The 21,078-nt window shown below is 71.6% G+C and carries 17 protein-coding genes, 1 pseudogene and 1 riboswitch; of the genes and pseudogenes, 5 read left to right on the top strand and 13 right to left on the bottom strand.

Annotated elements, in window-relative coordinates; genetic code table 11:
- Positions 1-71: 71 nt before the first annotated feature.
- From ACF07S_RS00850 to nagB, 6 genes and pseudogenes are all read right to left on the bottom strand, one after another.
- Positions 72-1,079: a ribonucleotide-diphosphate reductase subunit beta gene (locus ACF07S_RS00850; protein ID WP_391961383.1), complete on the bottom strand. Its 1,008-nt coding sequence runs from the start codon at positions 1,077-1,079 to the stop codon at positions 72-74.
- Positions 1,080-1,135: 56 nt separating this feature from the next.
- Positions 1,136-3,498, bottom strand: a pseudogene (locus ACF07S_RS00845) (ribonucleoside-diphosphate reductase subunit alpha).
- A gap of 121 nt (positions 3,499-3,619) precedes the next feature.
- Positions 3,620-3,792: riboswitch (cobalamin riboswitch) on the bottom strand.
- A gap of 415 nt (positions 3,793-4,207) precedes the next feature.
- A complete protein-coding gene (mctP, locus tag ACF07S_RS00840; protein WP_391961381.1) occupies positions 4,208-5,836 on the bottom strand; it encodes a monocarboxylate uptake permease MctP in 1,629 nt (542 codons plus the stop codon).
- On the bottom strand, positions 5,833-6,099 hold the full coding sequence (locus tag ACF07S_RS00835) for a DUF3311 domain-containing protein (RefSeq protein ID WP_391961380.1): 267 nt from the start codon (positions 6,097-6,099) through the stop codon (positions 5,833-5,835). The genes mctP and ACF07S_RS00835 overlap by 4 nt, the downstream gene beginning before the upstream one ends.
- A 216-nt stretch (positions 6,100-6,315) precedes the next feature.
- A complete protein-coding gene (locus ACF07S_RS00830; RefSeq protein WP_391961379.1) occupies positions 6,316-7,080 on the bottom strand; it encodes a GntR family transcriptional regulator in 765 nt (254 codons plus the stop codon).
- Positions 7,081-7,237: 157 nt separating this feature from the next.
- Positions 7,238-8,023 carry a glucosamine-6-phosphate deaminase gene (gene nagB, locus ACF07S_RS00825; protein ID WP_391961378.1) on the bottom strand — a complete coding sequence of 262 codons (786 nt, stop codon included), beginning with the start codon at positions 8,021-8,023 and terminating at the stop codon, positions 7,238-7,240.
- A 588-nt stretch (positions 8,024-8,611) separates the two neighbouring features.
- Between nagB and ACF07S_RS00820 the strand changes: the two genes are divergently transcribed.
- Positions 8,612-10,078, top strand: a complete 1,467-nt coding sequence (locus ACF07S_RS00820; RefSeq protein WP_391961861.1) for a sensor histidine kinase — start codon at positions 8,612-8,614, stop codon at positions 10,076-10,078.
- 235 nt (positions 10,079-10,313) lie between these two features.
- Here the strand turns inward: ACF07S_RS00820 and ACF07S_RS00815 are convergent, their stop codons facing one another.
- On the bottom strand, positions 10,314-10,571 hold the full coding sequence (locus tag ACF07S_RS00815) for a WhiB family transcriptional regulator (protein WP_003992873.1): 258 nt from the start codon (positions 10,569-10,571) through the stop codon (positions 10,314-10,316).
- 317 nt (positions 10,572-10,888) lie between these two features.
- The gene (locus ACF07S_RS00810) at positions 10,889-11,857 is read right to left on the bottom strand and encodes a diacylglycerol/lipid kinase family protein (RefSeq protein WP_391961377.1); all 969 of its coding nucleotides are present in this window, start codon (positions 11,855-11,857) and stop codon (positions 10,889-10,891) included.
- Positions 11,858-11,973: 116 nt separating this feature from the next.
- Between ACF07S_RS00810 and ACF07S_RS00805 the strand changes: the two genes are divergently transcribed.
- Complete coding sequence (locus ACF07S_RS00805) at positions 11,974-12,417, top strand: hypothetical protein (protein WP_391973138.1); 444 nt, start codon at positions 11,974-11,976, stop codon at positions 12,415-12,417.
- 19 nt (positions 12,418-12,436) lie between these two features.
- On the opposite strand, the gene ACF07S_RS00800 is transcribed toward ACF07S_RS00805, so the two are convergent.
- From ACF07S_RS00800 to ACF07S_RS00790, 3 genes are all read right to left on the bottom strand, one after another.
- Positions 12,437-13,576, bottom strand: coding sequence for an RNA polymerase sigma factor SigF (locus ACF07S_RS00800; protein WP_391961375.1), 1,140 nt, complete (start codon positions 13,574-13,576; stop codon positions 12,437-12,439).
- Positions 13,577-13,593: 17 nt separating this feature from the next.
- Positions 13,594-14,007, bottom strand: coding sequence for an anti-sigma factor (locus ACF07S_RS00795; protein ID WP_006136266.1), 414 nt, complete (start codon positions 14,005-14,007; stop codon positions 13,594-13,596).
- A 257-nt stretch (positions 14,008-14,264) separates the two neighbouring features.
- Positions 14,265-14,525 carry a UBP-type zinc finger domain-containing protein gene (locus ACF07S_RS00790; RefSeq protein WP_391961374.1) on the bottom strand — a complete coding sequence of 87 codons (261 nt, stop codon included), beginning with the start codon at positions 14,523-14,525 and terminating at the stop codon, positions 14,265-14,267.
- Positions 14,526-14,585: 60 nt separating this feature from the next.
- Here ACF07S_RS00790 and ACF07S_RS00785 point away from each other — a divergent pair, with 60 nt between their 5' ends.
- Positions 14,586-16,178: a Na+/H+ antiporter gene (locus tag ACF07S_RS00785; protein ID WP_391961373.1), complete on the top strand. Its 1,593-nt coding sequence runs from the start codon at positions 14,586-14,588 to the stop codon at positions 16,176-16,178.
- 10 nt (positions 16,179-16,188) lie between these two features.
- Here the strand turns inward: ACF07S_RS00785 and ACF07S_RS00780 are convergent, their stop codons facing one another.
- Positions 16,189-17,103, bottom strand: coding sequence for a 1-aminocyclopropane-1-carboxylate deaminase/D-cysteine desulfhydrase (locus tag ACF07S_RS00780; RefSeq protein ID WP_391973137.1), 915 nt, complete (start codon positions 17,101-17,103; stop codon positions 16,189-16,191).
- Positions 17,104-17,310: 207 nt separating this feature from the next.
- Entirely contained in the window at positions 17,311-17,901 is a 591-nt protein-coding gene (locus tag ACF07S_RS00775; RefSeq protein WP_391973136.1) for an N-acetylmuramoyl-L-alanine amidase, read from the bottom strand.
- 294 nt (positions 17,902-18,195) lie between these two features.
- On the opposite strand from ACF07S_RS00775, the gene ACF07S_RS00770 reads away from it, so the two are divergent.
- Positions 18,196-19,602: a family 2B encapsulin nanocompartment shell protein gene (locus tag ACF07S_RS00770; RefSeq protein WP_391973135.1), complete on the top strand. Its 1,407-nt coding sequence runs from the start codon at positions 18,196-18,198 to the stop codon at positions 19,600-19,602.
- Between the two features lie 136 nt (positions 19,603-19,738).
- The gene (locus ACF07S_RS00765) at positions 19,739-20,836 is read left to right on the top strand and encodes a family 2 encapsulin nanocompartment cargo protein polyprenyl transferase (RefSeq protein WP_391961369.1); all 1,098 of its coding nucleotides are present in this window, start codon (positions 19,739-19,741) and stop codon (positions 20,834-20,836) included.
- Positions 20,837-21,078: the final 242 nt, after the last annotated feature.

Raw genomic sequence — 21,078 nt, 5'->3', positions numbered from 1 at the left:
GGTTCCACCCGGAGGGTGAAGCCCGTGCCGCGGCGCAGCACGGGTCCGCCGGCCGGGCCGACGGCGGGGTCTCAGAAGTCCTCGTCCAGGTCGACCGTGCCCTCCACGGCGACCTGGTACGCGGACGGGCGCCGCTCGAAGAAGTTCGTCAGCTCCTGGACGCCCTGGAGCTCCATGAAGGAGAACGGGTTCTCCGAGCCGTACACCGGAGCGAAGCCCAGCCGGACGAGGCGCTGGTCGGCGACGCACTCCAGGTACTGCCGCATCGACTCGGTGTTCATGCCCGGCAGCCCGTCCCCGCACAGGTCACGCGCGAACTGCAGCTCCGCCTCGACCGCCTCGCGCAGCATGTCGGTGACCTGCCGCTCCAGCTGCCCGTCGAACAGCTCCGGCTCCTCCTTGCGCACGGTGTCGACCACGTCGAAGGCGAAGGACATGTGCATCGTCTCGTCGCGGAACACCCAGTTGGTGCCGGTCGCCAGGCCGTGCAGCAGGCCCCGGCTGCGGAACCAGTACACGTAGGCGAAGGCACCGTAGAAGAACAGGCCCTCGATGCACGCGGCGAAGCAGATCAGGTTCAGCAGGAAGCGGCGGCGGTCGGCCCGGGTCGCGAGCCGGTCGAGCTTCTCCACCGAGTCCATCCACCGGAAGCAGAACTCGGCCTTCTCCCGGATGGACGGGATGTTCTCCACGGCCGCGAAGGCCGCCGTCCGGTCCTCCGGGTCGGGCAGGTAGGTGTCCAGCAGGGTCAGATAGAACTGGACGTGCACCGCCTCCTCGAAGAGCTGTCGCGACAGGTACAGCCGCGCCTCGGGGGAGTTGATGTGCTTGTAGAGGGTGAGCACCAGGTTGTTCGCCACGATGGAGTCGCCGGTGGCGAAGAAGGCCACGAGCCGGCCGATGAGGTGCTGTTCGGCGGGGCTCAGCCTGGCGAGGTCGGCCACGTCGGAGTGGAGATCGACCTCCTCCACGGTCCAGGTGTTCTTGATGGCGTCCCGGTAGCGGTCGTAGAAGTCGGGGTAGCGCATGGGGCGCAGCGTCAGTTCGAAGCCCGGGTCGAGCAGGTTCTTCGTCGTCATCACAGTCGGCGCGGAGCGCCGTCCTCCAGGGGTGGTGGTCGGGCGGCGGGTGGGCATTACTGGCAGGCCTCGCAGGACTCGGGGTTTTCCAGGGAGCAGGCGACGGCCTCGGGGTCGGCCGCCCGCGGAACGGGGACGGACGCGCGCGCCGCTCGGGCGATCCGGGTCGCCGGGCGGGAACGGAGGTAGTAGGTGGTCTTGAGGCCCTGCTTCCAGGCGTAGGCGTACATCGAGGAGAGCTTGCCGATGGTCGGCGTCTCCAGGAACAGGTTCAGCGACTGCGCCTGGTCCAGGAACGGGGTGCGGGCGGCCGCCATGTCGATCAGGGAGCGCTGCGGGATCTCCCATGCCGTGCGGTACAGCCGGCGCACCTCCTCGGGGATCCACGTGAAGTCCTGCACCGAGCCGCCCGCCTCGCGCAGCGCCTCACGGGTGCGCGCGTCCCACACGCCGAGCCGCTTCAGGTCGTCGACCAGGTAGGAGTTGACCTGGAGGAACTCCCCGGACAGCGTCTCGCGCTTGAACAGGTTGGACACCTGTGGCTCGATGCACTCGTACGCCCCCGCGATCGACGCGATGGTGGCGGTGGGCGCGATCGCCAGGAGCAGCGAGTTGCGCATCCCGACCGAGGCGATCCGCGTCCGCAGTGCCGCCCAGCGCTCCGGCCAGGCCGGGTCCGTGCCGTAGTGGTCCGGGTGCAGCACGCCCCGGGCGGTGCGGGTCTTCTCCCAGGCGGGCAGCGGGCCGTCCCGCTCGGCGAGGTCGGCGGAGGCCTCGTAGGCGGCGAGCATGATCCGCTCGGCGATCCTGGTGGACAGGTCCTTCGCCTCGGGCGAGCCGAAGGGCAGGCGCAGCTTGAAGAAGACGTCCTGGAGGCCCATCGCGCCCAGGCCCACCGGCCGCCAGCGGGCGTTGGAGCGGCCCGCCTGCTCGGTCGGGTAGAAGTTGATGTCCACCACCCGGTCGAGGAAGGTGACGGCCGTGCGTACGGTGCTGTCCAGCCGCTCCCAGTCGAGGTCGCCGGCGGCCGGGTCGACGAACGCGCCGAGGTTGACCGACCCCAGGTTGCAGACCGCCGTCTCCCCGTCGTCGGTGACCTCCAGGATCTCCGTGCAGAGGTTGGAGGAGTGGATGACTTGCCCCGGCTCGGCGGTCTGGTTGGCGGTGCGGTTGGCGGTGTCCTTGAAGGTCATCCAGCCGTTGCCGGTCTGGGCGAGGGTGCGCATCATGCGGCCGTACAGCTCGCGGGCCGGGAGCGTCTTCCGCGCCAGGCCCGCGGCCTCGGCGGCCCGGTACGCCGCGTCGAACTCCTCGCCCCACAGGTCGACCAGCTCGGGCACGTCCGCCGGGGAGAACAGCGACCAGGGCGCGTCCGCGTCGACCCGGCGCATGAACTCGTCCGGCACCCAGTGCGCGAGGTTCAGGTTGTGCGTACGGCGGGCGTCCTCACCGGTGTTGTCGCGCAGCTCCAGGAACTCCTCGATGTCGGAGTGCCAGGTCTCCAGGTAGACCGCCGCCGCGCCCTTGCGCCGCCCGCCCTGGTTGACCGCGGCGACCGAGGCGTCCAGCGTCTTCAGGAACGGGACGATGCCGTTGGAGTGCCCGTTGGTGCCGCGGATCAGCGAACCCCGGGAGCGGATGCGGGAGTAGGCCAGGCCGATGCCCCCCGCGTGCTTGGAGAGGCGGGCCACCTGGTGGTAGCGGTCGTAGATGGAGTCCAACTCGTCCTTGGGGGAGTCGAGCAGGTAGCAGGACGACATCTGCGGGTGCCGCGTACCGGAGTTGAACAGCGTGGGGGAGGAGGGCAGGTAGTCCAGGCGGCTCATCAGCCGGTAGAGCGAGGCGACCTCGTCCACCGAGCGCGCGGTGTCGTCCTCGGCGAGACCGGCGGCGACGCGCAGCAGGAAGTGCTGGGGCGTCTCGAGGACCTTGCGGGTGACCGGGTGGCGCAGCAGGTAGCGGCTGTGCAGGGTGCGCAGGCCGAAGTAGCCGAAGCGGTCGTCGGCCCGGGTGTCGATCAGTGCGTCGAGGCGGTCCGCGTGCAGCCGGACGAACTCGGCGGTCCGGTCGGCGATCAGCCCCTCGCGGTGCCCGGTCGCGACGGACCCGGTGAACGACGTGACGCCCTGCGAGGCGGCCTCGGCGCGGATGCCGACGGTCAGCAGGCGGGCCGCGAGCCGGGAGTAGACCGGGTCCTCGGAGATGAGCCCGGCCGCCGCCTCGGTGGCCAGCTCCCGCAGCTCCGCCTCGTCGGCTCCGGCGGACCGGCCGCGCAGCGCGGCGGCGGCGACCCGGCCGGGGTCGGCGTCGGGCAGGTCGGCGGTCAGCCCGGTCAGGGTCCGCAGCAGCGCGGCACCGGGGCCGTCGCCCCCTCGGTCACGTCGATGGCTGAAGCCGGATCGGCTGGCGCGATGGTCACGTGTGGCTCTCCCTCGCTCGGCACGGGGCCTCACGGGGGCGGGCGGCAGCACACGAGCGCACGCGGCGTCGCGTCCACCGGCCCATCCCACGAGGCCCGGACGTCCATGCACCCGGACCGGACGGCCGGGCGCACTGTCGGCAGGTCCTCGGACTGACGTCCATGCGTACGCGAAGGCGCGCGGGCATGGGTACACCGTTGCGGGACAGTTCCGGATTCGCACCGGATTCCCCTGCGGCGACAGCGAGCATGAGCATACATCTTGTGTCGGGTGCCGCCCGCAATCCCATATGTTGTGTCGCGCTGCTCTCGGAGCGTCAACTCGTAGGTGGGGAGAGTGAGGTCGCACAGCTCCGGCGGAGGGTTCCGGTCGTGCTCGGGGGCGCGGGTGGGACCCGCCGCTCGTGGACGCGGTGGACGCGGTGGACGGAGCGCACGGCGCGCCGGGCCCGGATGTGCCGGCCGTCGGACCGCCGCCGGGCACGAAGGCCACCCGCCCGGCACCGGCCCGTTCTCCGCGGCGACCGGCACCTCGGCCGCGCGCCTCGCCACGTCCCTGAGCTCGCCGGGGCAGGCGTCGCTCTTCCCGAAGCCGAGCGGCCCGTCCAGCGGACGGGCCCTGTGCGGCGATGTCCACGGGGGCCGCCGGACGGGTACGGCGACGGGCCGCCGGATGTCTCCGACGGCCCGTCGCCCGAGGTCCGCGGCGTCAGTGCGAGCTGCCCGCCGTGGCCGGCGGGAGCTCCACCCGGACGCCGGGGTCACCCGCGTCCGCCGTGTAGTCCTGCGGCTTGGTCTCGTCGACGCCCTCGGGCGCCTTGACTGCCCTCATGACGAAGGTCAGGGCCACCGTCACCAGGACGTTGATCACGAAGGCGGTGAGACCGATGTAGCCGATCTCGCCGATGCCCGGGATCTCCTCCGACGAGCCGCCGAAGTGCTTCTGCGTCGGCGAGGCCACCCCGTACGCGGCGGCCGTGCCGTAGACCATGCCGACCGCCCAGCCGCCGAGCAGCGCCCAGCGGTGGAACCAGCGGGTGAAGAGACCGCCCACCAGGGCGGGGAAGGTCTGCAGGATCCAGATGCCGCCGAGGAGCTGGAAGTTGATGGCGACCGTCTTGTCCATGGTCAGGACGAAGGCCAGCGCACCCACCTTCACCAGCAGGGAGACGATCTTGGAAACCTTGGTCTCCTGCGCCGGGGTCGCGTCCGGCTTGATGAAGTCCTTGTAGATGTTGCGGGTGAACAGGTTCGCCGCCGCGATGGACATGATCGCCGCCGGCACCAGCGCGCCGATGCCGATCGCCGCGAAGGCCACACCCGCGAACCAGTCCGGGAACATGTCCTCGAACAGCTGCGGGATCGCCAGCTGCCCGTTCTCCACCTTCACCCCGGCCGCGATCGCCATGAAGCCCAGCAGCGCCAGCAGCCCCAGCATCAGGGAGTACAGCGGCAGGATCGTGGTGTTGCGGCGGATCACCTCACGGCTGCGCGAGGACAGCGTCGCGGTGATCGAGTGCGGGTACATGAACAGTGCGAGCGCCGAGCCCAGCGCCAGCGTGGCGTACGTCCACTGGCCCGCCTCACCCGGCACCAGCGCCCCGCGCGGCGCGCCCGTGGCCGGGTTGGTCTGGCTGTACGCCTCGCTCGCCGAGGCGAAGATCTCGTCGAAGCCGCCCAGCTTGATCGGGATGTAGATGATCGCCACCGCGATCACGAGGTAGATCAGCGTGTCCTTGACGAACGCGATCAGCGCGGGGGCCCGCAGCCCCGACGAGTACGTGTACGCCGCCAGCACACCGAACGCGAGCAGCAGCGGCAGGTCCTTGACGAACCAGTTGGTGTCCTCGCCGCCGCCGACGCCCATCACGTCCAGCACGGCCTGGATGCCGACCAGCTGGAGCGCGATGTACGGCATCGTCGCCAGGATCCCGGTGACCGCGACGGCCAGCGACAGCCCCTTCGAGCCGAACCGGCCGCGCACGAAGTCGGACGTCGTCACATAGCCGTGCTTGTGCGACACCGACCACAGCCGGGGCAGGAAGGTGAAGATCAGCGGGTACACCAGGATCGTGTACGGCACCGCGAAGAAGCCGGCCGCGCCCGCCGCGTAGATCGCCGCCGGAACGGCCACGAAGGTGTAGGCGGTGTACAGGTCGCCGCCGAGCAGGAACCAGGTCACCCAGGTGCCGAAGGACCGCCCGCCCAGACCCCACTCGTCGAGGCTGTGCTCGTTCGCGGCCCTGCGCCAGCGCGCGGCCAGGAAGCCCATGACCGTGACGAGCACGAAGAAGAAGATGAAGACGGCGAGTGCCACGCCGTTCACGCCCTCGTTCACCGCGACGCACCGCCCTTCGAGGCCGAGCGGCCGCGCTGGTCACGCTGCCACAGCTTGTACGCGACCATCGTGAGCGCGGTGGAGATCAGCACCCAGAGCATCTGGTACCAGTAGAAGAACGGGATGCCGATGACGACGGGGTCGGTCTTCGCGTACGAACCGACCCAGAGCATGGCCACGAACGGCGCGACGAGACAGAGGGCGATGACGACGCGCACGGGCGTCACCACCGGGCCTCCTGTGGATTCTGGGGCTTGTGACATCAGACGGCTCCCGTCCCCTTACTGATCACCGACGGTAATGCGCAGGAAATCTAGGTCAGGGACGGCGCCGGTGGTAACCCCTCGTCCGCATGGCGGTATCCAGACGCCGCCCAACCGAGAGGAAACAGCAATGAAGACCCCGTCCGCCGCCCGCTTTGCCGGGATGTGTGAACGCGGTCCGGTTGCCGGGACGTGCGAACGCGGTCCGGGGCCGGCTCAGTCCCGGGGGCGCTTGAGCCGCGCGACGAACTTGTACCGGTCGCCCCGGTACACCGAGCGCACCCACTCCACCGGCTGTCCGTCCCGGTCCAGCGAGTGCCGGGAGAGCATCAGCATCGGCAGTCCGACGTCGGTGCCGAGCAGACCGGCCTCGCGCGGGGTGGCCAGGGACGTCTCGATGGTCTCCTCCGCCTCCGCGAGGTGGACGTCGTACACCTCGGCGAGGGCGGTGTAGAGGGAGGTGTACTTCGCCAGGCTGCGGCGCAGCGCCGGGAAGCGCTTCGCGCTCAGATGGGTCGTCTCGATGGCCATCGGCTCGCCGTTGGCCATGCGCAGCCGCTCGATGCGCAGCACCCGTCCGCCGGGTGCGATGTCGAGCAGCACGGCGAGCCGGTCGTCGGCGGTGATGTAGCCGAGGTCCAGCAGCTGCGAGGTGGGTTCCAGGCCCTGGGCGCGCATGTCCTCGGTGTACGAGGTGAGCTGCAGCGCCTGGGAGACCTTGGGCTTGGCGACGAAGGTGCCCTTGCCCTGGATGCGCTCCAGGCGCCCTTCGACCACCAGCTCCTGGAGTGCCTGGCGCACGGTGGTGCGCGAGGTGTCGAACTCCGCCGCCAGCGTGCGCTCGGGCGGCACCGGCGTGCCGGGCGGCGCCGTCTCGGTCATGTCGAGCAGATGCTTCTTCAGCCGGTAGTACTTGGGCACACGCGCCGTACGGACCGTGGTCCCACCCTCGTTCTCCGCACTGCTGACGTCGGTGCTCATGCTCTGCCTTCCCGGCTCCGAGTGCCGAAACGGCCGACATCCGCATCGGCCACGGCTGACATCGTGGCACGGCCCGCCGCGGGGGTGCGCCCCGCACGCTCCGTGATCTCCTCTGTATACCTTTGCGACAAGGGCTGGTCTAGTCCACGGCCCCGGCTCAGATGCCCTGCCACCCCGGCTTGTTCGCGTAGGTGTGCCGGAAGTAGTCGGCGAGCTTCAGCTTGGAGGCGGCCGCCTCGTCGACGACCACCGTGGCGTGCGGGTGCAGCTGGAGCGCGGACGCCGGGCAGACCGCCGCCACCGGTCCCTCGACGGTCGCGGCGACCGCGTCGGCCTTGCCCTCGCCGGTGGCCAGCAGCACCAGGTGACGGGCCTCCAGGATGGTGCCGATGCCCTGGGTGATGACGTGGTGCGGGACCTGGCCGATGTCGCCGCCGAAGAAGCGCGCGTTGTCCACCCGGGTCTGCTCGGTCAGCGTCTTGATGCGGGTGCGCGAGGCGAGGGAGGAACACGGTTCGTTGAACCCGATGTGCCCGTCCGTGCCGATCCCGAGCAGCTGGAGGTCCACGCCGCCGGCCTCGGCCAGCCGCCTGTCGTACGCCTCGCACGCGCCCTGCACGTCCTCGGCGGTGCCGTCGGGGCCCATGAAGGCGTCCATCCCGATCCCGAGCGGCTCCAGCACCTCGCGCCGCAGCACCGAGCGGTAGGACTCGGGATGTTCGGCGGGCAGCCCGACGTACTCGTCGAGCTGGGCGATCCGCGCCCGCGAGGCGTCCACGGCGCGGGAGCGCACCTTGGCCGCCAGCGCCTCGTAGACGGGCAGCGGCGTCGAGCCGGTGGCCACCCCCAGCAGGGCGTCGGGTGTGCGCCGCAGCAGCTGTGCCATGGCCTCGGCGATGAGCTCGCCGCCCGCTTTGGCGTCCGCAACGATGACAACTTCCACGGTGGGCCTGCCGATCTTCAGGAGGACTCGACTGGGACTGGACCCGGGAGGGCGGGACCATGTGGTTTAGACCAATCTCAATCTAGCAGAGCGGCCACCTCCCTCCCAGGCGTCCCGGGCGTCCCGGACGGACGAACGGCCCCGGCCGGCACGGGCCGCGGTGGGCGCGGACGGGGCGGCGGGCGGCACCGGGATCACCCCGTCCGGATGACCATGGCCGCCGGGCCCCGCGGGGAACGCCCGCGGGTTAGGCTCTTCGCCGGACGTCTCCGCGTCCGGGCGCGCACGGGGACCCGACGGAAAAGAACAGCGCCTCGCGCATTTACACGGGCAGTGGTCTAGTCCACAATTGCGTAGCAGGACACAGAAACCTGCCTTCCCCGCACAGGAAGGCGGACCGAGGTTCCGGAGCTCTCTGCCCTGACTGCCCGGTTCCTCGTCCCGGCCGACCGGGGCCGCACACCCCACGGCCGGCAGTGCTCCGGGCTGCGGTGCCGGGAGGGTTGAGGGTCCCTCTCAGGCGCCGCGGCCCGCGGGTGTCCTCCGGGACGGCGCCGGCCCCCGGGTACGCTCGCTGACGTGCCCTCCATGAACGAACTCGTACGCCAGCACACCGCCCTCGGCGACACCGACCTCGAGTGGCTCCACCTGCTGGTCTCGGAGTGGCAACTGCTCTCCGACCTCTCCTTCGCCGACCTGGTCCTGTGGGTCCCCACCCGCGACGGCACCCGCTACGTCTCCGTCGCCCAGATGCGGCCCAACACCGGCCCCACCTCCTACCAGGACGACATGGTCGGCCACCTCGTCCCGCGCGGACGCCGGCCCATGCTGGACGCGGCCCTGGACGAGGGCCGCATCGTGCGCGAGGGCGACCCGGAGTGGCGCGAGGAGGTTCCCGTACGGGTCGAGTCCATCCCCGTACGGCGCGAGGGGCGGGTGCTCGGCGTCATCGCGCGCAACACCAACCTCCTGACCGTGCGCACCCCGAGCCGGCTGGAGCTCACCTACCTCCAGAGCGCCTCCGACCTGGCCCAGATGATCGCGGCCGGTTCCTTCCCGTTCGCGAACCAGCAGCTCGAGATGGACGCCTCGCCGCGCGTCGGCGACGGGCTGATCCGGCTCGACGCCGACGGCACCGTCCAGTACGCCTCCCCGAACGCCCTGTCCGCGTACCACCGCATGGGGCTCGCCGCCGACCTGGTGGGCCACCACCTCGGCCGTACCACCGCCGAACTGGCGCCTTCCCGGGGGCCGGTGGACGAGGCGCTGGCCAAGGTCGCCAGCGGCTGGGCGCCGCGCGAGTTCGAGATCGAGGCGCACGACGGGGTGATCCAGTTCCGGGCCATCCCGCTCAAGCCGAAGGGGACGCGCATCGGGTCGCTGGTCCTGCTCCGCGACGTCACCGAACTTCGCCGCCGCGAACGCGAGTTGATCACCAAGGACGCGACCATCCGGGAGATCCACCACCGGGTGAAGAACAACCTCCAGACGGTGGCGGCGCTGCTGCGCCTCCAGGCCCGCCGCATCGGATCCGAGCGCGGCCGTGCGGCGTTGGAGGAGGCCGTGCGACGGGTGGGGTCGATCGCGATCGTGCACGAGACGCTCTCCCAGAACCTGGACGAGCGGGTGGAGTTCGACGAGATCGCCGACCGCGTCCTCGCGATGGTCGCCGAGATCTCCCCGGGCAAGGTCACCGGCCGGCGCACGGGCCGCTTCGGCATACTCGACGCCGAGGTCGCCACCCCGCTGTCGATGGTGCTGACCGAGGTCCTGCAGAACGCCCTGGAGCACGGTTTCCGCGAGGGCGAGACCGGCACCGTCGAGGTGTCCGCGGTCCGCGGCGGCACCACCAGGGAGTCCCGCCTGCTGGTCACCGTGCAGGACGACGGCGTGGGTCTGCCCGGGGGCTTCGACCCGCGCACCGCGGGCAACCTCGGCCTGCAGATCGTACGGACCCTGGTGGAGGGCGAGCTGGGCGGCACCTTCGACATGGTCCCCGCCCCGGGGCGGGGGACCAGGGTGATCCTGGACGTCCCCGTGCAGTCGGACAAGTGAGCCGGGCGGAAGCCGGGACCGGGGAGGGTGGTTCCGGGCACGGCAAAAGGCCCCGGACCGGGTGACGGTCCGGGGCTGATGCTCGTTGCTTCGGGGTCCCCCTGCTCGAGGTCGAGCACTGGGGGGAACCGCGCGCTGCGGCTCGGGGGCGGGGGATGCGTACGCGCTGTCTACGGAGTGATGCCGTCAGGCACACGCGCCGCCAAGCTCAGGCTGTCCAGCAGGGGCGGGGCTGTCAGGCGGAGGCCTGACGGGCCCGGTTGCGGGCGGCGCGGCGCTTCATCGCACGACGCTCGTCCTCGCTGAGACCACCCCAGACGCCGGAGTCCTGACCGGACTCGAGCGCCCACTGCAGGCACTGCTCGATCACCGGGCAGCGACGGCAGACGGCCTTGGCTTCCTCGATCTGCAGCAGCGCGGGACCGGTGTTGCCGATGGGGAAGAAGAGCTCGGGGTCTTCCTCGCGGCAAACGGCGTTGTGACGCCAGTCCATGGCTGCTACCTCTCCTTGGTATTACTTCAGGTGCTTGTGAATGTGAACGCTTTCACGAAACCCTCAACAAGTGAAGGCCCGACCGTCAGGGTCGCTGACGTCGTCCTTGGCTTTGGAGAGGGATTCTGGCGATCTGTGGAGGCTGGTGTTGCGGGCCGTCCCGATCGCCATGTAGAGACTCGCAAACCTCGGCGACGGATACAACCCCTTCCGAAAAGTTTTTTTTGATTCTTCGGTGTCGACTAGGTCACAGCCGTACTTCCATGGGGTGGACCCTGGCCTAAACGTTCGAGTGAAAGGACTTTGGCCCTTTCTGCTCACACAATCACACGCAGTGCACGGCGTACGCCTGTGAACGTCACGCTGGTACGCAGCCCCAGGTGGTCACCGTCCATCTGGAGGGGTAGTGGCACCTTCGAATGCAAGGTGAAGCGGGTCAGATCGTGCCGGGAGACCGCATGCCTGCCACGGGGTCCGCGCTCCGGGGACGAAGTGAGCAACTGGGTGCCATACCGGGCAACCGCGGCGGTGGACAGCCGGCTCAGACCGAAGAGATCGAGACCCGTATCGAACGAGGCCTTAGGTGACGCATAGATCGGGCGATTGCCGAGAAACGTCCATGGCGAGGTGTTCGAGACTATGGAGAGCACCAAATCGGTGACGGGTTCCTCGCCGGGGTGTTCCAGGGTGATCACCCCGCGCCGGCGGTGCGGCTCGCCGAGCAATTGCCGGACGACCTGCCGCATGTACAACGCGTGGGTGGACTTCCTGCCGCGCTCCCGCTGCTGCTCCACCCGGCCGACCACACCGGCGTCGAAGCCCAGCCCCGCGTTGAAGGTGAACCAGCGCTCCGGTACGGCCTCGTCCTCCGAGCCCGGCGTGCCCGAGGTCAGCCCCAGGCCCACGGTGCGCTCCCGGCCCTCGCGCAGCGCGTCCAGCAGGACGCCGGTGGCCTCCACGGGCTGGTTCGGCAGCCCGAGGGCGCGGGCGAAGACGTTGGTGGAGCCGCCGGGGACCACGGCGAGGCCGGGCAGGTGCTCCGGATCGGGTCCCGCGTGCAGCAGACCGTTGACCACCTCGTTGACCGTGCCGTCCCCGCCGAGGGCCACCACCAGGTCGATGTCGTCGCTCTCCGCGGCCTGCCGGCCCAGGTCCCGGGCGTGCCCGCGGTACCCGGTGGTGACCGCCTCGAGTTTCATCTCGCTGGCGAGCGCGTGGATCAGCACATCGCGCGTGCGCGCACTCGTGGTGGTTGCCGCCGGATTGACCACGAGAAGTGCACGCATGACGTGCAGGGTACCTACTGAGTGGTACCGGGCCCAGACCGAGGCGGGACGGAGGCGGGGGAGGGGGACGTGAACCTCCGCACGGGGGCGCGTGCGGCGAGGGCTACCCTTCAGGGGTGAGCAGTGAGCAGACCCCCACCACGGCCCCGGACGCCATCGGCCCCCGCCCGCGCCGCCTCACGTACGCGGCGGCGCTGGCCGCCCTGGAGGGACTCGCGCTGGTGGCCGGCGGGGTCTGGATGCTGGTCTACGGTCTCGCGGGCGAACCGGACGACCGCCGGCAGGCCGTCACCGGCGGGGTGACGCTGATCGCGCTGGCGCTGCTGCCGCTGATCGCCGTGCGGGGACTGTTCGCCCTGCGCGGCTGGAGCCGCGGCCCCGCCGTCATCACCCAGATCATGGCGCTGCCGGTCGCCTACAACCTGCTCCGGTCCGACGGTGTGGCCATTCCGGCCGGGATCGTGCTCGCCCTGGTGGCCGTCACCGCGCTCGTCCTGCTGATCAACCCCGAGACGACCCGGGCCCTCGGCATCCGCGGGCCCGGGAACACCGCCGGGTAGCGCTCCGCGAGCCGCGGACTCACTCCTCGACGAGCAGCTTCTCCCGCAGCTGGGCCAGGGTGCGGGCCAGCAGCCGGGAGACGTGCATCTGCGAGATGCCGACCTCCTGCGCGATCTGCGACTGGGTCATGTTCCCGAAGAAGCGCAGCAGCAGGATCCGCTTCTCGCGCGGGGGCAGGTCCTCCAGCAGCGGCTTGAGCGACTCCCGGTACTCCACGCCCTCCAGCGCCTCGTCCTCGGCGCCGAGGGTGTCGGCGACCGCCGGGGACTCGTCGTCGGTGTCGGGGACGTCCAGGGACAGCGTGGAGTACGCGTTGGCGGACTCCAGGCCCTCCAGGACCTCCTCCTCCGAGATGGCCAGCCTCTCGGCCAGCTCGTGCACCGTGGGGGAGCGGCCGTGCAGCTGGGACAGCTCCGCGGTGGCCGTGGTGAGCGCCAGGCGCAGCTCCTGGAGCCGACGCGGCACGCGCACCGCCCAGCCCTTGTCGCGGAAGTGCCGCTTGATCTCGCCGACCACGGTCGGGGTCGCGTACGTCGAGAACTCGACGCCCCGGTCCGGGTCGAAGCGGTCGACCGACTTGATCAGTCCGATGGTGGCGACCTGGGTGAGGTCGTCCAGCGGCTCACCGCGGTTGCGGAAGCGGCGCGCGAGATGCTCGACGAGCGGCAGGTGCATGCGCACCAGGCGGTTGCGCAGTTCCGCGTACTCGGGAGTGCCGTCCTGCAGCGTGCGCAGCTCGAGGAACAGGGCACGCGCCCCGCTTCGGTCCTGCGGGTGGTGGTGCGCGTGCCCGCCCTGGGCACCCGGCGCACCCGGTGTGCGCCGCGCGCCGCCTTCGGCGCCGGGCGCCCGCGGCGCCTCGTCCTCGGCGTGTCGCTCGTGCTCGCTCATCGTCCCGCCCGTCGCCCTTCCCCGAGCGCTCGCCTCGTCCCCCGCCGGCCTCGCCCGCGCGGGAACGCCCCCATGGCCGGGAGCCGCCCCGGCCGGCCCGGCCGGAGGCCTGCTCCGCGTGGCACCGCCGGGCCGCCCGCCGCCCGGGGGGACGGCCTCCGCCGAGTCGTCCTCCGGATGCGGCCGGGCCTGCTCGGGGATGCCGTCGATACCCTCCGGCACGCGCTCGGCCGGCAGCTCCCGTGTGCCGCGTTCTTCGTCCCGCACCGGCCCGTCCTCGTTCCTCACGCCGGCCCGGGTCCCGCGCCGCGCTGTTTGTAGAGGCTGATCGAAACGGTTCTGTCCTCGTCCACGGCGGAGGAGACCTTGCCCGCGAGCGCGGACAGGACGGTCCAGGCGAAGGTGTCCCGCGAGGGGGCGTGCCCGTCCGTGGTGGGCGCCGAGACGGTGACCTCGAGCGAATCGTCGACGAGCCGGAAGACACAGCTGAGCACCGACCCCGGCACGGCCTGCTGCAGCAGGATCGCGCAGGCCTCGTCGACCGCGATGCGCAGGTCCTCGATCTCGTCGAGGGTGAAGTCCAAACGGGCCGCGAGACCGGCCGTGGCCGTACGCAGCACCGACAGGTAGGCACCCGCGGCCGGCAGCCGGACTTCCACGAAGTCCTGGGTCGCGGGCTCGCCTGCGATCTGGGACACCCTCACCTCCAAGGTGGTACAAGCGTTTCAGGGCCGGGTTCGCCCCCGGGTAACGCGCTACGTGGTTCAGCGGTGACGCTATCGCGCTCGCGGCGGTCCTGTCCCCGGGACCCCGGCCCATTGCCGTCACTCATAGTAAAACTATGAACACGCTCCGTGGCTAGGGGTCTGCGGCTGCCAAATGGGAAGAGCGCGCGCCGCATTGACGTACCCAGACGTCAGACGGTCGAACCGTCCGGCACCGGGGTCACGTCCGGTCACACGAGTACGTGGTCGACGAAACACCAGCGCCAGTTCTCGCCGGGCTCGTGGGTCCGCATCACGGGGTGGCCGGTCTCCCTGTGGTGCTCGGTCGCGTGCCGGTGCGGCGAGGAGTCGCAGCACCCGACGTGACCGCAGGTGAGGCAGACGCGCAACTGCACCGGATCGGTGCCGTCCCGCAGGCACTCCGGACATGTCTCACCGAGCGGGACGGGTTCCGGGTGCGGCAGCGCGTCGGCGTGCGTGCACTGTTTCATGATTGCCAGATTACGACGCGCGCGTGGGCGACCGCGCGGAAAAACGGAGGGGCGGCGGACATGGATGTGATGCCACTGCTGTTGTTGGTGGCGGGAAGCGCCGCGGTCGCCGCGGCCGCCCGGCGCACACCCGTGCCGGCACCCCTGCTGCTGGTCGCGGCGGGCCTGGCGGCCGGCTTCCTCCCCGGGGTGCCCACGTACGAGCTCGACCCGCACATCGTCCTGCCGCTGATCCTGCCCCCGCTGCTGCACACGGCGGCCACCGAGAGCTCTTACCTCGACCTGCGCGCGCAACTGCGGCCGGTGGCGCTGCTGTCGGTCGGGTACGTGCTGTTCGCGACCTTCGCCGTGGGCTGGGCCCTGTACCGGATCGTGCCGGGGCTGCCGCTGACCGCGGCGCTGGTGTTCGGCGCGGTGGTGGCCCCGCCGGACGCGGTCGCGGCGACGGCGGTGGCCCGCCGGGTGGGCCTGCCGTCCCGGATCACCACCATCCTCCAGGGCGAGTCGCTCCTGAACGACGCCACCGCGATCACCGCGTTCCGGGTGGCCGTGGTGGCGGCGGTCGGCGAGGGCGCCGGCTGGGCCGAGGGAGTCGGGGACTTCCTGCTCGCGGCGGTCGGCGGGGCGGCGTTCGGCCTGGTACTGATGGTGCCGCTGCACTGGCTGCGCACCCATGTGCGCGAGGCGCTGCTGCAGAACACGCTCTCCCTGCTGATCCCCTTCGTCGCGTACGCCGCGGCCGAGCAGGTGCACGCCTCCGGCGTCATCGCCGTCGTGGTCGTCGCCCTGTTCCTGGGGCACCGCGCGTGGGAGGTCGACTTCGCCACCCGCCTCCAGGAGGAGGCGGTGTGGAGGATGGTCGCGTTCGTGCTGGAATCCGTGGTGTTCGCGCTCATCGGTCTGCAACTGCCCGTCGTCCTCGCGGGCCTGGGCGAGTACGAGGGCGCCGACGCCGCCTGGTACGCGCTCGCCGTCTTCGCGGTGGTCGTCGTGGTGCGGTTCGTCTGGGTGTACCCGGCGACCTGGCTGCCCCCGCTGCTGTCGGCACGGATCCGGGAACGCGAGGGGAAGCCCGGCTGGAAGGCGCCGTTCGTCATCGCGTGGGCCGGGATGCGGGGCGTGGTCTCGCTGGCCATCGCCTTCTCGATCCCGGTCGCCACCGGGGGCGAGGACTTCCCGCAGCGCAACCTGCTGCTCTTCCTGACCTTCACCACCGTCATCGGCACCCTGGTCGTGCAGGGCCTCACGCTGCCCCCGCTGATCCGCGTGCTCGAACTTCCCGGCCGTGACGCGCAGGCCGAGACCCTGGCGGAGGCCAACGCCCAGGCGCAGGCGTCCCGGGCCGCCGAACAGCGCCTCGACGAGCTCCTGTCCGACGAGCGCAACGCCCTGCCGGCACCGCTCGCCGACCGGCTGCGCACCGTCCTGGAGCGCCGCCGCAACGCCGTCTGGGAACGGCTCGGGCAGGTCAACCCGGTCACCGGGGAGTCGGTGGACGACACCTACCGGCGGCTGTCGCGCGAGATGATCAGCGCGGAGCGCGAGATGTTCGTCAGACTCCGCGACGGCCGCCACATCGACGACGAGATGCTGCGGACCCTGCTGCGCCGGCTCGACCTGGAGGAGGCGGCGGCCTACCGGGAGACGGCGTAGGGTCCGCCGCTCACGGGAAGGGACGGCCGGTGATCACGGCGGCCACCGTGCTGCCGCGCGGGAACGCGTCCTCCTCCAGCAGGGCGGCAAGGGCGTAGAGCAACTTGGCGACATAGAGACGCTCCACGGGAATGCCGTGGCGGAGTTCGAAGTCCGCCGCGAACGCCTCGAGTTCCGGCGTGACGCGCGCGTAGCCGCCGAAGTGGAAGCGGTCGTCCAGGCTCCAGTCGCCGCGCGGGCCGCCGAACGCCCCGGTCTGCAGGTCCCGTATCCCGCCGGTCAGGAAGCCGCCCCTGAGCACCGGTATGCCCAGCGCGCGCCCGCCGCCGAGTCCGGCGGCGAGCCCGGCGAGGGTGCCGCCGGTGCCGCAGGCCACCGCCACCACGTCGGCCCGGCCGGCCAGTTCCTCGCCCAGCGCCCGGCAGCCGCGCACGGCGGCGGAGTTGCTGCCGCCCTCGGGCACGACGTACGCGTCCTCGGCGTCCGCCGCGCGCAGGACGGCCGCCAGCGTCTCCGGCTCGCTCTTGCGGCGGTACGTCGGCCGGTCGACGAAGTGCAGCCGCATGCCGTCGGCCGCGCACCGCGCGAGCGAGGGGTTGAGCGGGCGGCCGGCGAGCTCCTGGCCGCGCACCACCCCGACCGTCTCCAGGCCGAGCAGCCGGCCGGCGGCGGCCGTGGCCCGCAGGTGGTTGGAGTAGGCGCCGCCGAAGGTGAGGACGGTCCGCCCGGCCGCCGTCCGCAGATTCGGCACCAGCTTGCGCCACTTGTTGCCGGCCAGCTCGGGGTGGATCAGATCGTCCCGCTTCAGCAGGAGCCGGACACCTCGCCGCGCGAACCGCTCGTCCGCCACCTCCAGCAGGGGCGAGGGCAGCCGCGGGCGCAGGCCCTGGAGGGCGCCGGAGCCGGGGCCGTCGGAACTGGTCACAGGGTCATTGTCACCCGGAGGCGGTGGCAGGCGGGGTGGTGGCGGGCGGGGTGGTGGCGGAGGCGGCGTGCGGCCGGTGCCGCGCACCGCGCCGGCGGACGCCCGGGCGGGGACCGGGGCACCGGAAGGCCGGACGACGGGTTCCGGCGGGCTGCCGCTCTCCGGCGGGTCGGCGCCCGTCGGACCGCACGGTGTGGCGACGGCGCGTCACGTCAGCCGGTCGCGGATCCGGTTCCGCATCGAGGTCATCGTGAACCCGCGCGGGTCCACCTTCCCCGGCTGCCACTCCTTGTGCCCGATCACCGACCGCTCGTTCCACCCGTGGTGGCGGCACACGGCGGCCGCGGCCCGTTCGATGGCCTCCAGCTGCGCCTTCGGCCAGGGATCCTCGCCGTCGCCCAGGTTCTCGCACTCGAAGCCGTAGAAGTGCCGGTTGCCGTCGGTGTTCGCCTCGTTGTCCGCCGGCAGCGCCCGCTCGGCGATCACCGCGCGCAGTACGTCGTCGTCGCCGAGCCCCGCGTGGTTGGCCCGGCCGTAGCCGACGAGGTGGACCCGGCCGTCCTTGGTGATGACGCCGTGGCACAGCGGCCCCGGCAGATCCGCGTAGCCCCTGCGGCAGAGTTCCACCGTCGGGGCGCTTCCCCTGGTCACCGTGTGGTGGATCATGACGCCGTGGACCGGGCCCCAGGGGCCCTTGTGGTTCCGGTTGTGATCACGCCAGTCGCCGACCTCGACGACCGCGAGACCTTCCGCCTTCAGGGCGCGCAGGAACGCGCTCGCGGACATGGGAGGGGCCATGACCGCCCTCCTTCGTGCTGGGCGGCGGCCGCCCGGTGCAACCGCCTGTATCGGTGCCTATACCTGAAAGGGAGGCGTTCAACGAATCGTTCGGGTCCTGTACGAGCCGATCCGGACAATCTCCTTCCGGCAGGGCGCCGTTGGACGGCCGCCCGCGTATGCCCAGCCCTTCCAAGATCCAACCCCGCTCGATCGGGTAATGGCGCCCGCACGCTGCGTGAGGAACGCTTGATCGCGCAGTGCCGTGCCCGGCGTGGCCGGGCGTGGATCACCATTCGGGGAGGGCAATTCTCTATGTCGGCAGGCGAAGACGTCCGTACGGAGCAGACCGGGCAGCAGCAGAGCCTCGGTACGGCAGCCGCGCGGAACCTGGCCACCACGACCAAGTCCGTGCCGCAGATGCAGGAGATCAGCTCACGCTGGCTGCTGCGCATGCTGCCCTGGGTGGATGTGCGGGGCGGCACCTACCGGGTGAACCGGCGGCTGACGTATGCCGTGGGTGACGGCCGGATGGCGTTCGTGAAGACCGGCGACCGGGTCGAGATCGTCCCCGCGGAGCTGGCCGAGCTGCCCGCCCTGCGGTCGTACGAGGACGAGGAGGTGCTGACCGAACTGGCCGCCCGCTGCCGGCAGCGGGAGATCGGGGCCGGCCAGGTGATCGCCTCCCTCGGTGGCCCCGCCGACGAGGTGTACCTGCTGGCGCACGGCAGGGTGGAGCGGGTCGGCACCGGCCCCTACGGCGAGGACGAATCCCTCGGAGTCCTCGCCGACGGCGCCTACTTCGGCGAGCAGGCGCTGCTGGGCGAGGACGCCGTCTGGGAGTACACCGCCCGCACCCTCACGGCCTGCACCGTGCTGGTGCTGCCGCGCGAGGCCGTCGCACAGGTCGCGGAGCGGTCGGACACCCTGCGCGACCACCTCCGCCGGCGGCTCACGGGCACCGGGCAGCGCACCAACAAGTACGGCGAGCGGGAGATCGACCTCGCGGCCGGCCACAGCGGAGAGCCGGACATCCCGCACACCTTCGTCGACTACGAGGCGAGCCCGCGCGAGTACGAACTCAGCGTCGCCCAGACCGTGCTGCGCATCCACACGCGCGTCGCCGACCTCTACAACCAGCCCATGAACCAGACGGAGCAGCAGCTCCGGCTGACTGTCGAGGCACTGAAGGAGCGCCAGGAACACGAACTCGTCAACAACCGCGACTTCGGACTGCTCCACAACTGCGAGTACGACCAGCGGATCCAGCCGCACGACGGCGTGCCGAGCCCCGACGACATGGACGAACTGCTCAGCAGGCGGCGCGGAACCAGGATGCTGCTCGCCCACCCGCGCGCGATCGCCGCGTTCGGCCGCGAGCTCAACAGGCGCGGGCTCGTCCCGGAGACCATCGACATGGGCGGCAACCGCATCCCCACCTGGCGCGGGGTGCCCATCTTCCCGTGCAACAAGATCCCGGTGACCGAGGCCCGTACGACCTCCGTCATCGCCCTGCGCACCGGAGAGGAGGACCAGGGCGTGATCGGTCTGCGGGCCGCCGGCATCCCCGACGAAATCGAGCCGAGTCTTTCCGTGCGGTTCATGGGCATCAACGAACAGGCCGTCATCAAGTACCTGGTCACGGCCTACTACTCCGCCGCGGTCCTGGTACCGGACGCGCTCGGTGTCCTGGAGAACGTCGAGATCGGCCGCTGGCGATGACCGCCCGCGGGCTCCCTCCGTGTCCCCGCCCGTCCGGACGGGTACATCAGGGAGGTACGCGCTCGACGGGTGCGGAAGCGTCGTCCCTCCGCTCCCTCGCCGAGCCGGTCACAGGGGGGAGCCGATGACGGAGTCCATGACGGAGCCGAAGGCCGGGCTCACGGCCGGGTGCGCGACCGGGACCACGGCGGAGCCGGAGCAGCGTCCCGGCGACGGGCACGAGGCGACGCTCCTGCTGGAGCGGGCGCGGGCCGCGGTCGACCCGGTGCTGCGGGCCGCCATCGGCTCGCTGCCCGGCCCGATCCGCCGGATCGCGCTCTACCACTTCGGCTGGGAGCACGCGGACGGCACCCCGGCCGACGGCGGTTCGGGCAAGGCGATACGTCCCGCGCTGGTGCTCGCCGCGGCCTCCTCGCTGGGCGGCCCCACGGCCCGGGCCGCGGCCGTGCGGGCGGCGGCGGCCGTGGAACTGGTCCACAACTTCACGTTGCTGCACGACGACGTGATGGACCGGGACACCACCCGCCGCCACCGGCCCACCGCGTGGACGGTGTTCGGGGCCTCCGAGGCGATCCTCGCCGGGGACGCCCTCCAGGCCCTCGCCCTGCGGCTGCTCGCCGAGGACCGCCATCCGGCGGCCCCGGCCGCGGCGGTCCGGCTCGCCGGCTGTGTGATCGAGCTGTGCGCGGGGCAGCACGCGGACACCACCATGGAGCGGCTCGGCCCCGGCGAGGTCACCCTGGACGAGACGCTCGTCATGGCCGAGTCCAAGACGGGCGCGCTGCTCGGCTGCGCCTGCGCGATCGGTGCGCTGTACGCGCAGGCCGCGGACCCGGACGTGGCGGCTCTGGACGCGTTCGGCCGTGCGGCGGGGCTGGCCTTCCAGCTGATCGACGACGTGATCGGCATATGGGGTGATCCGCTGCGCACCGGCAAGCCGGCCGGTGCGGACCTGGCCGCACGCAAGAAGTCCCTGCCGGTGGTCGCCGCGCTCACCTCCGGCACCCCGGCGGCGGCCGAACTCGCCGCCCTCTACACGGCGCCGCGGCAGAAGGAGGACCTGGAACACCTCGCCCGGACGGTGGAACGGGCCGGCGGGCGCGACTGGGCGCAGACCCAGGCGGCCGACCGGATGGCCCGGGCGGTGCAGGAGGTGGCCCGCGCGGTGCCCGACCCGGAGGCGGCGGGCGGGCTGCTCGCCCTGGCCGAGTTCGTGACACGGCGCAGCACCTGACGGCCCGCCCGCCGTTCCCCCGGACCCGGAACCACCGGCTGCCGTGCGGCTCCTGACCCCGCCGCGGCACCGTGGCTCCGGCCCTGCGGGTCCCGCACTTCCCCACGATGTGCGGGACCCGCTCTCACCCCGGCCGCTCTCCGTCGGGCTCACCGCCCCTACCGCCGAAGCCGTTGTTCCCTTGCCTCCACTACGTATGAAGTACTACAACTGGAGTTGTTCACGCAGAGTGCACGTCCACC

The organism is Streptomyces sp. NPDC016640 (assembly GCF_043076215.1).
Taxonomy (GTDB): domain Bacteria; phylum Actinomycetota; class Actinomycetes; order Streptomycetales; family Streptomycetaceae; genus Streptomyces.
Note: the sequence above shows the minus strand (reverse complement) of the source record. Positions and strands in the feature narration are given on the sequence as shown.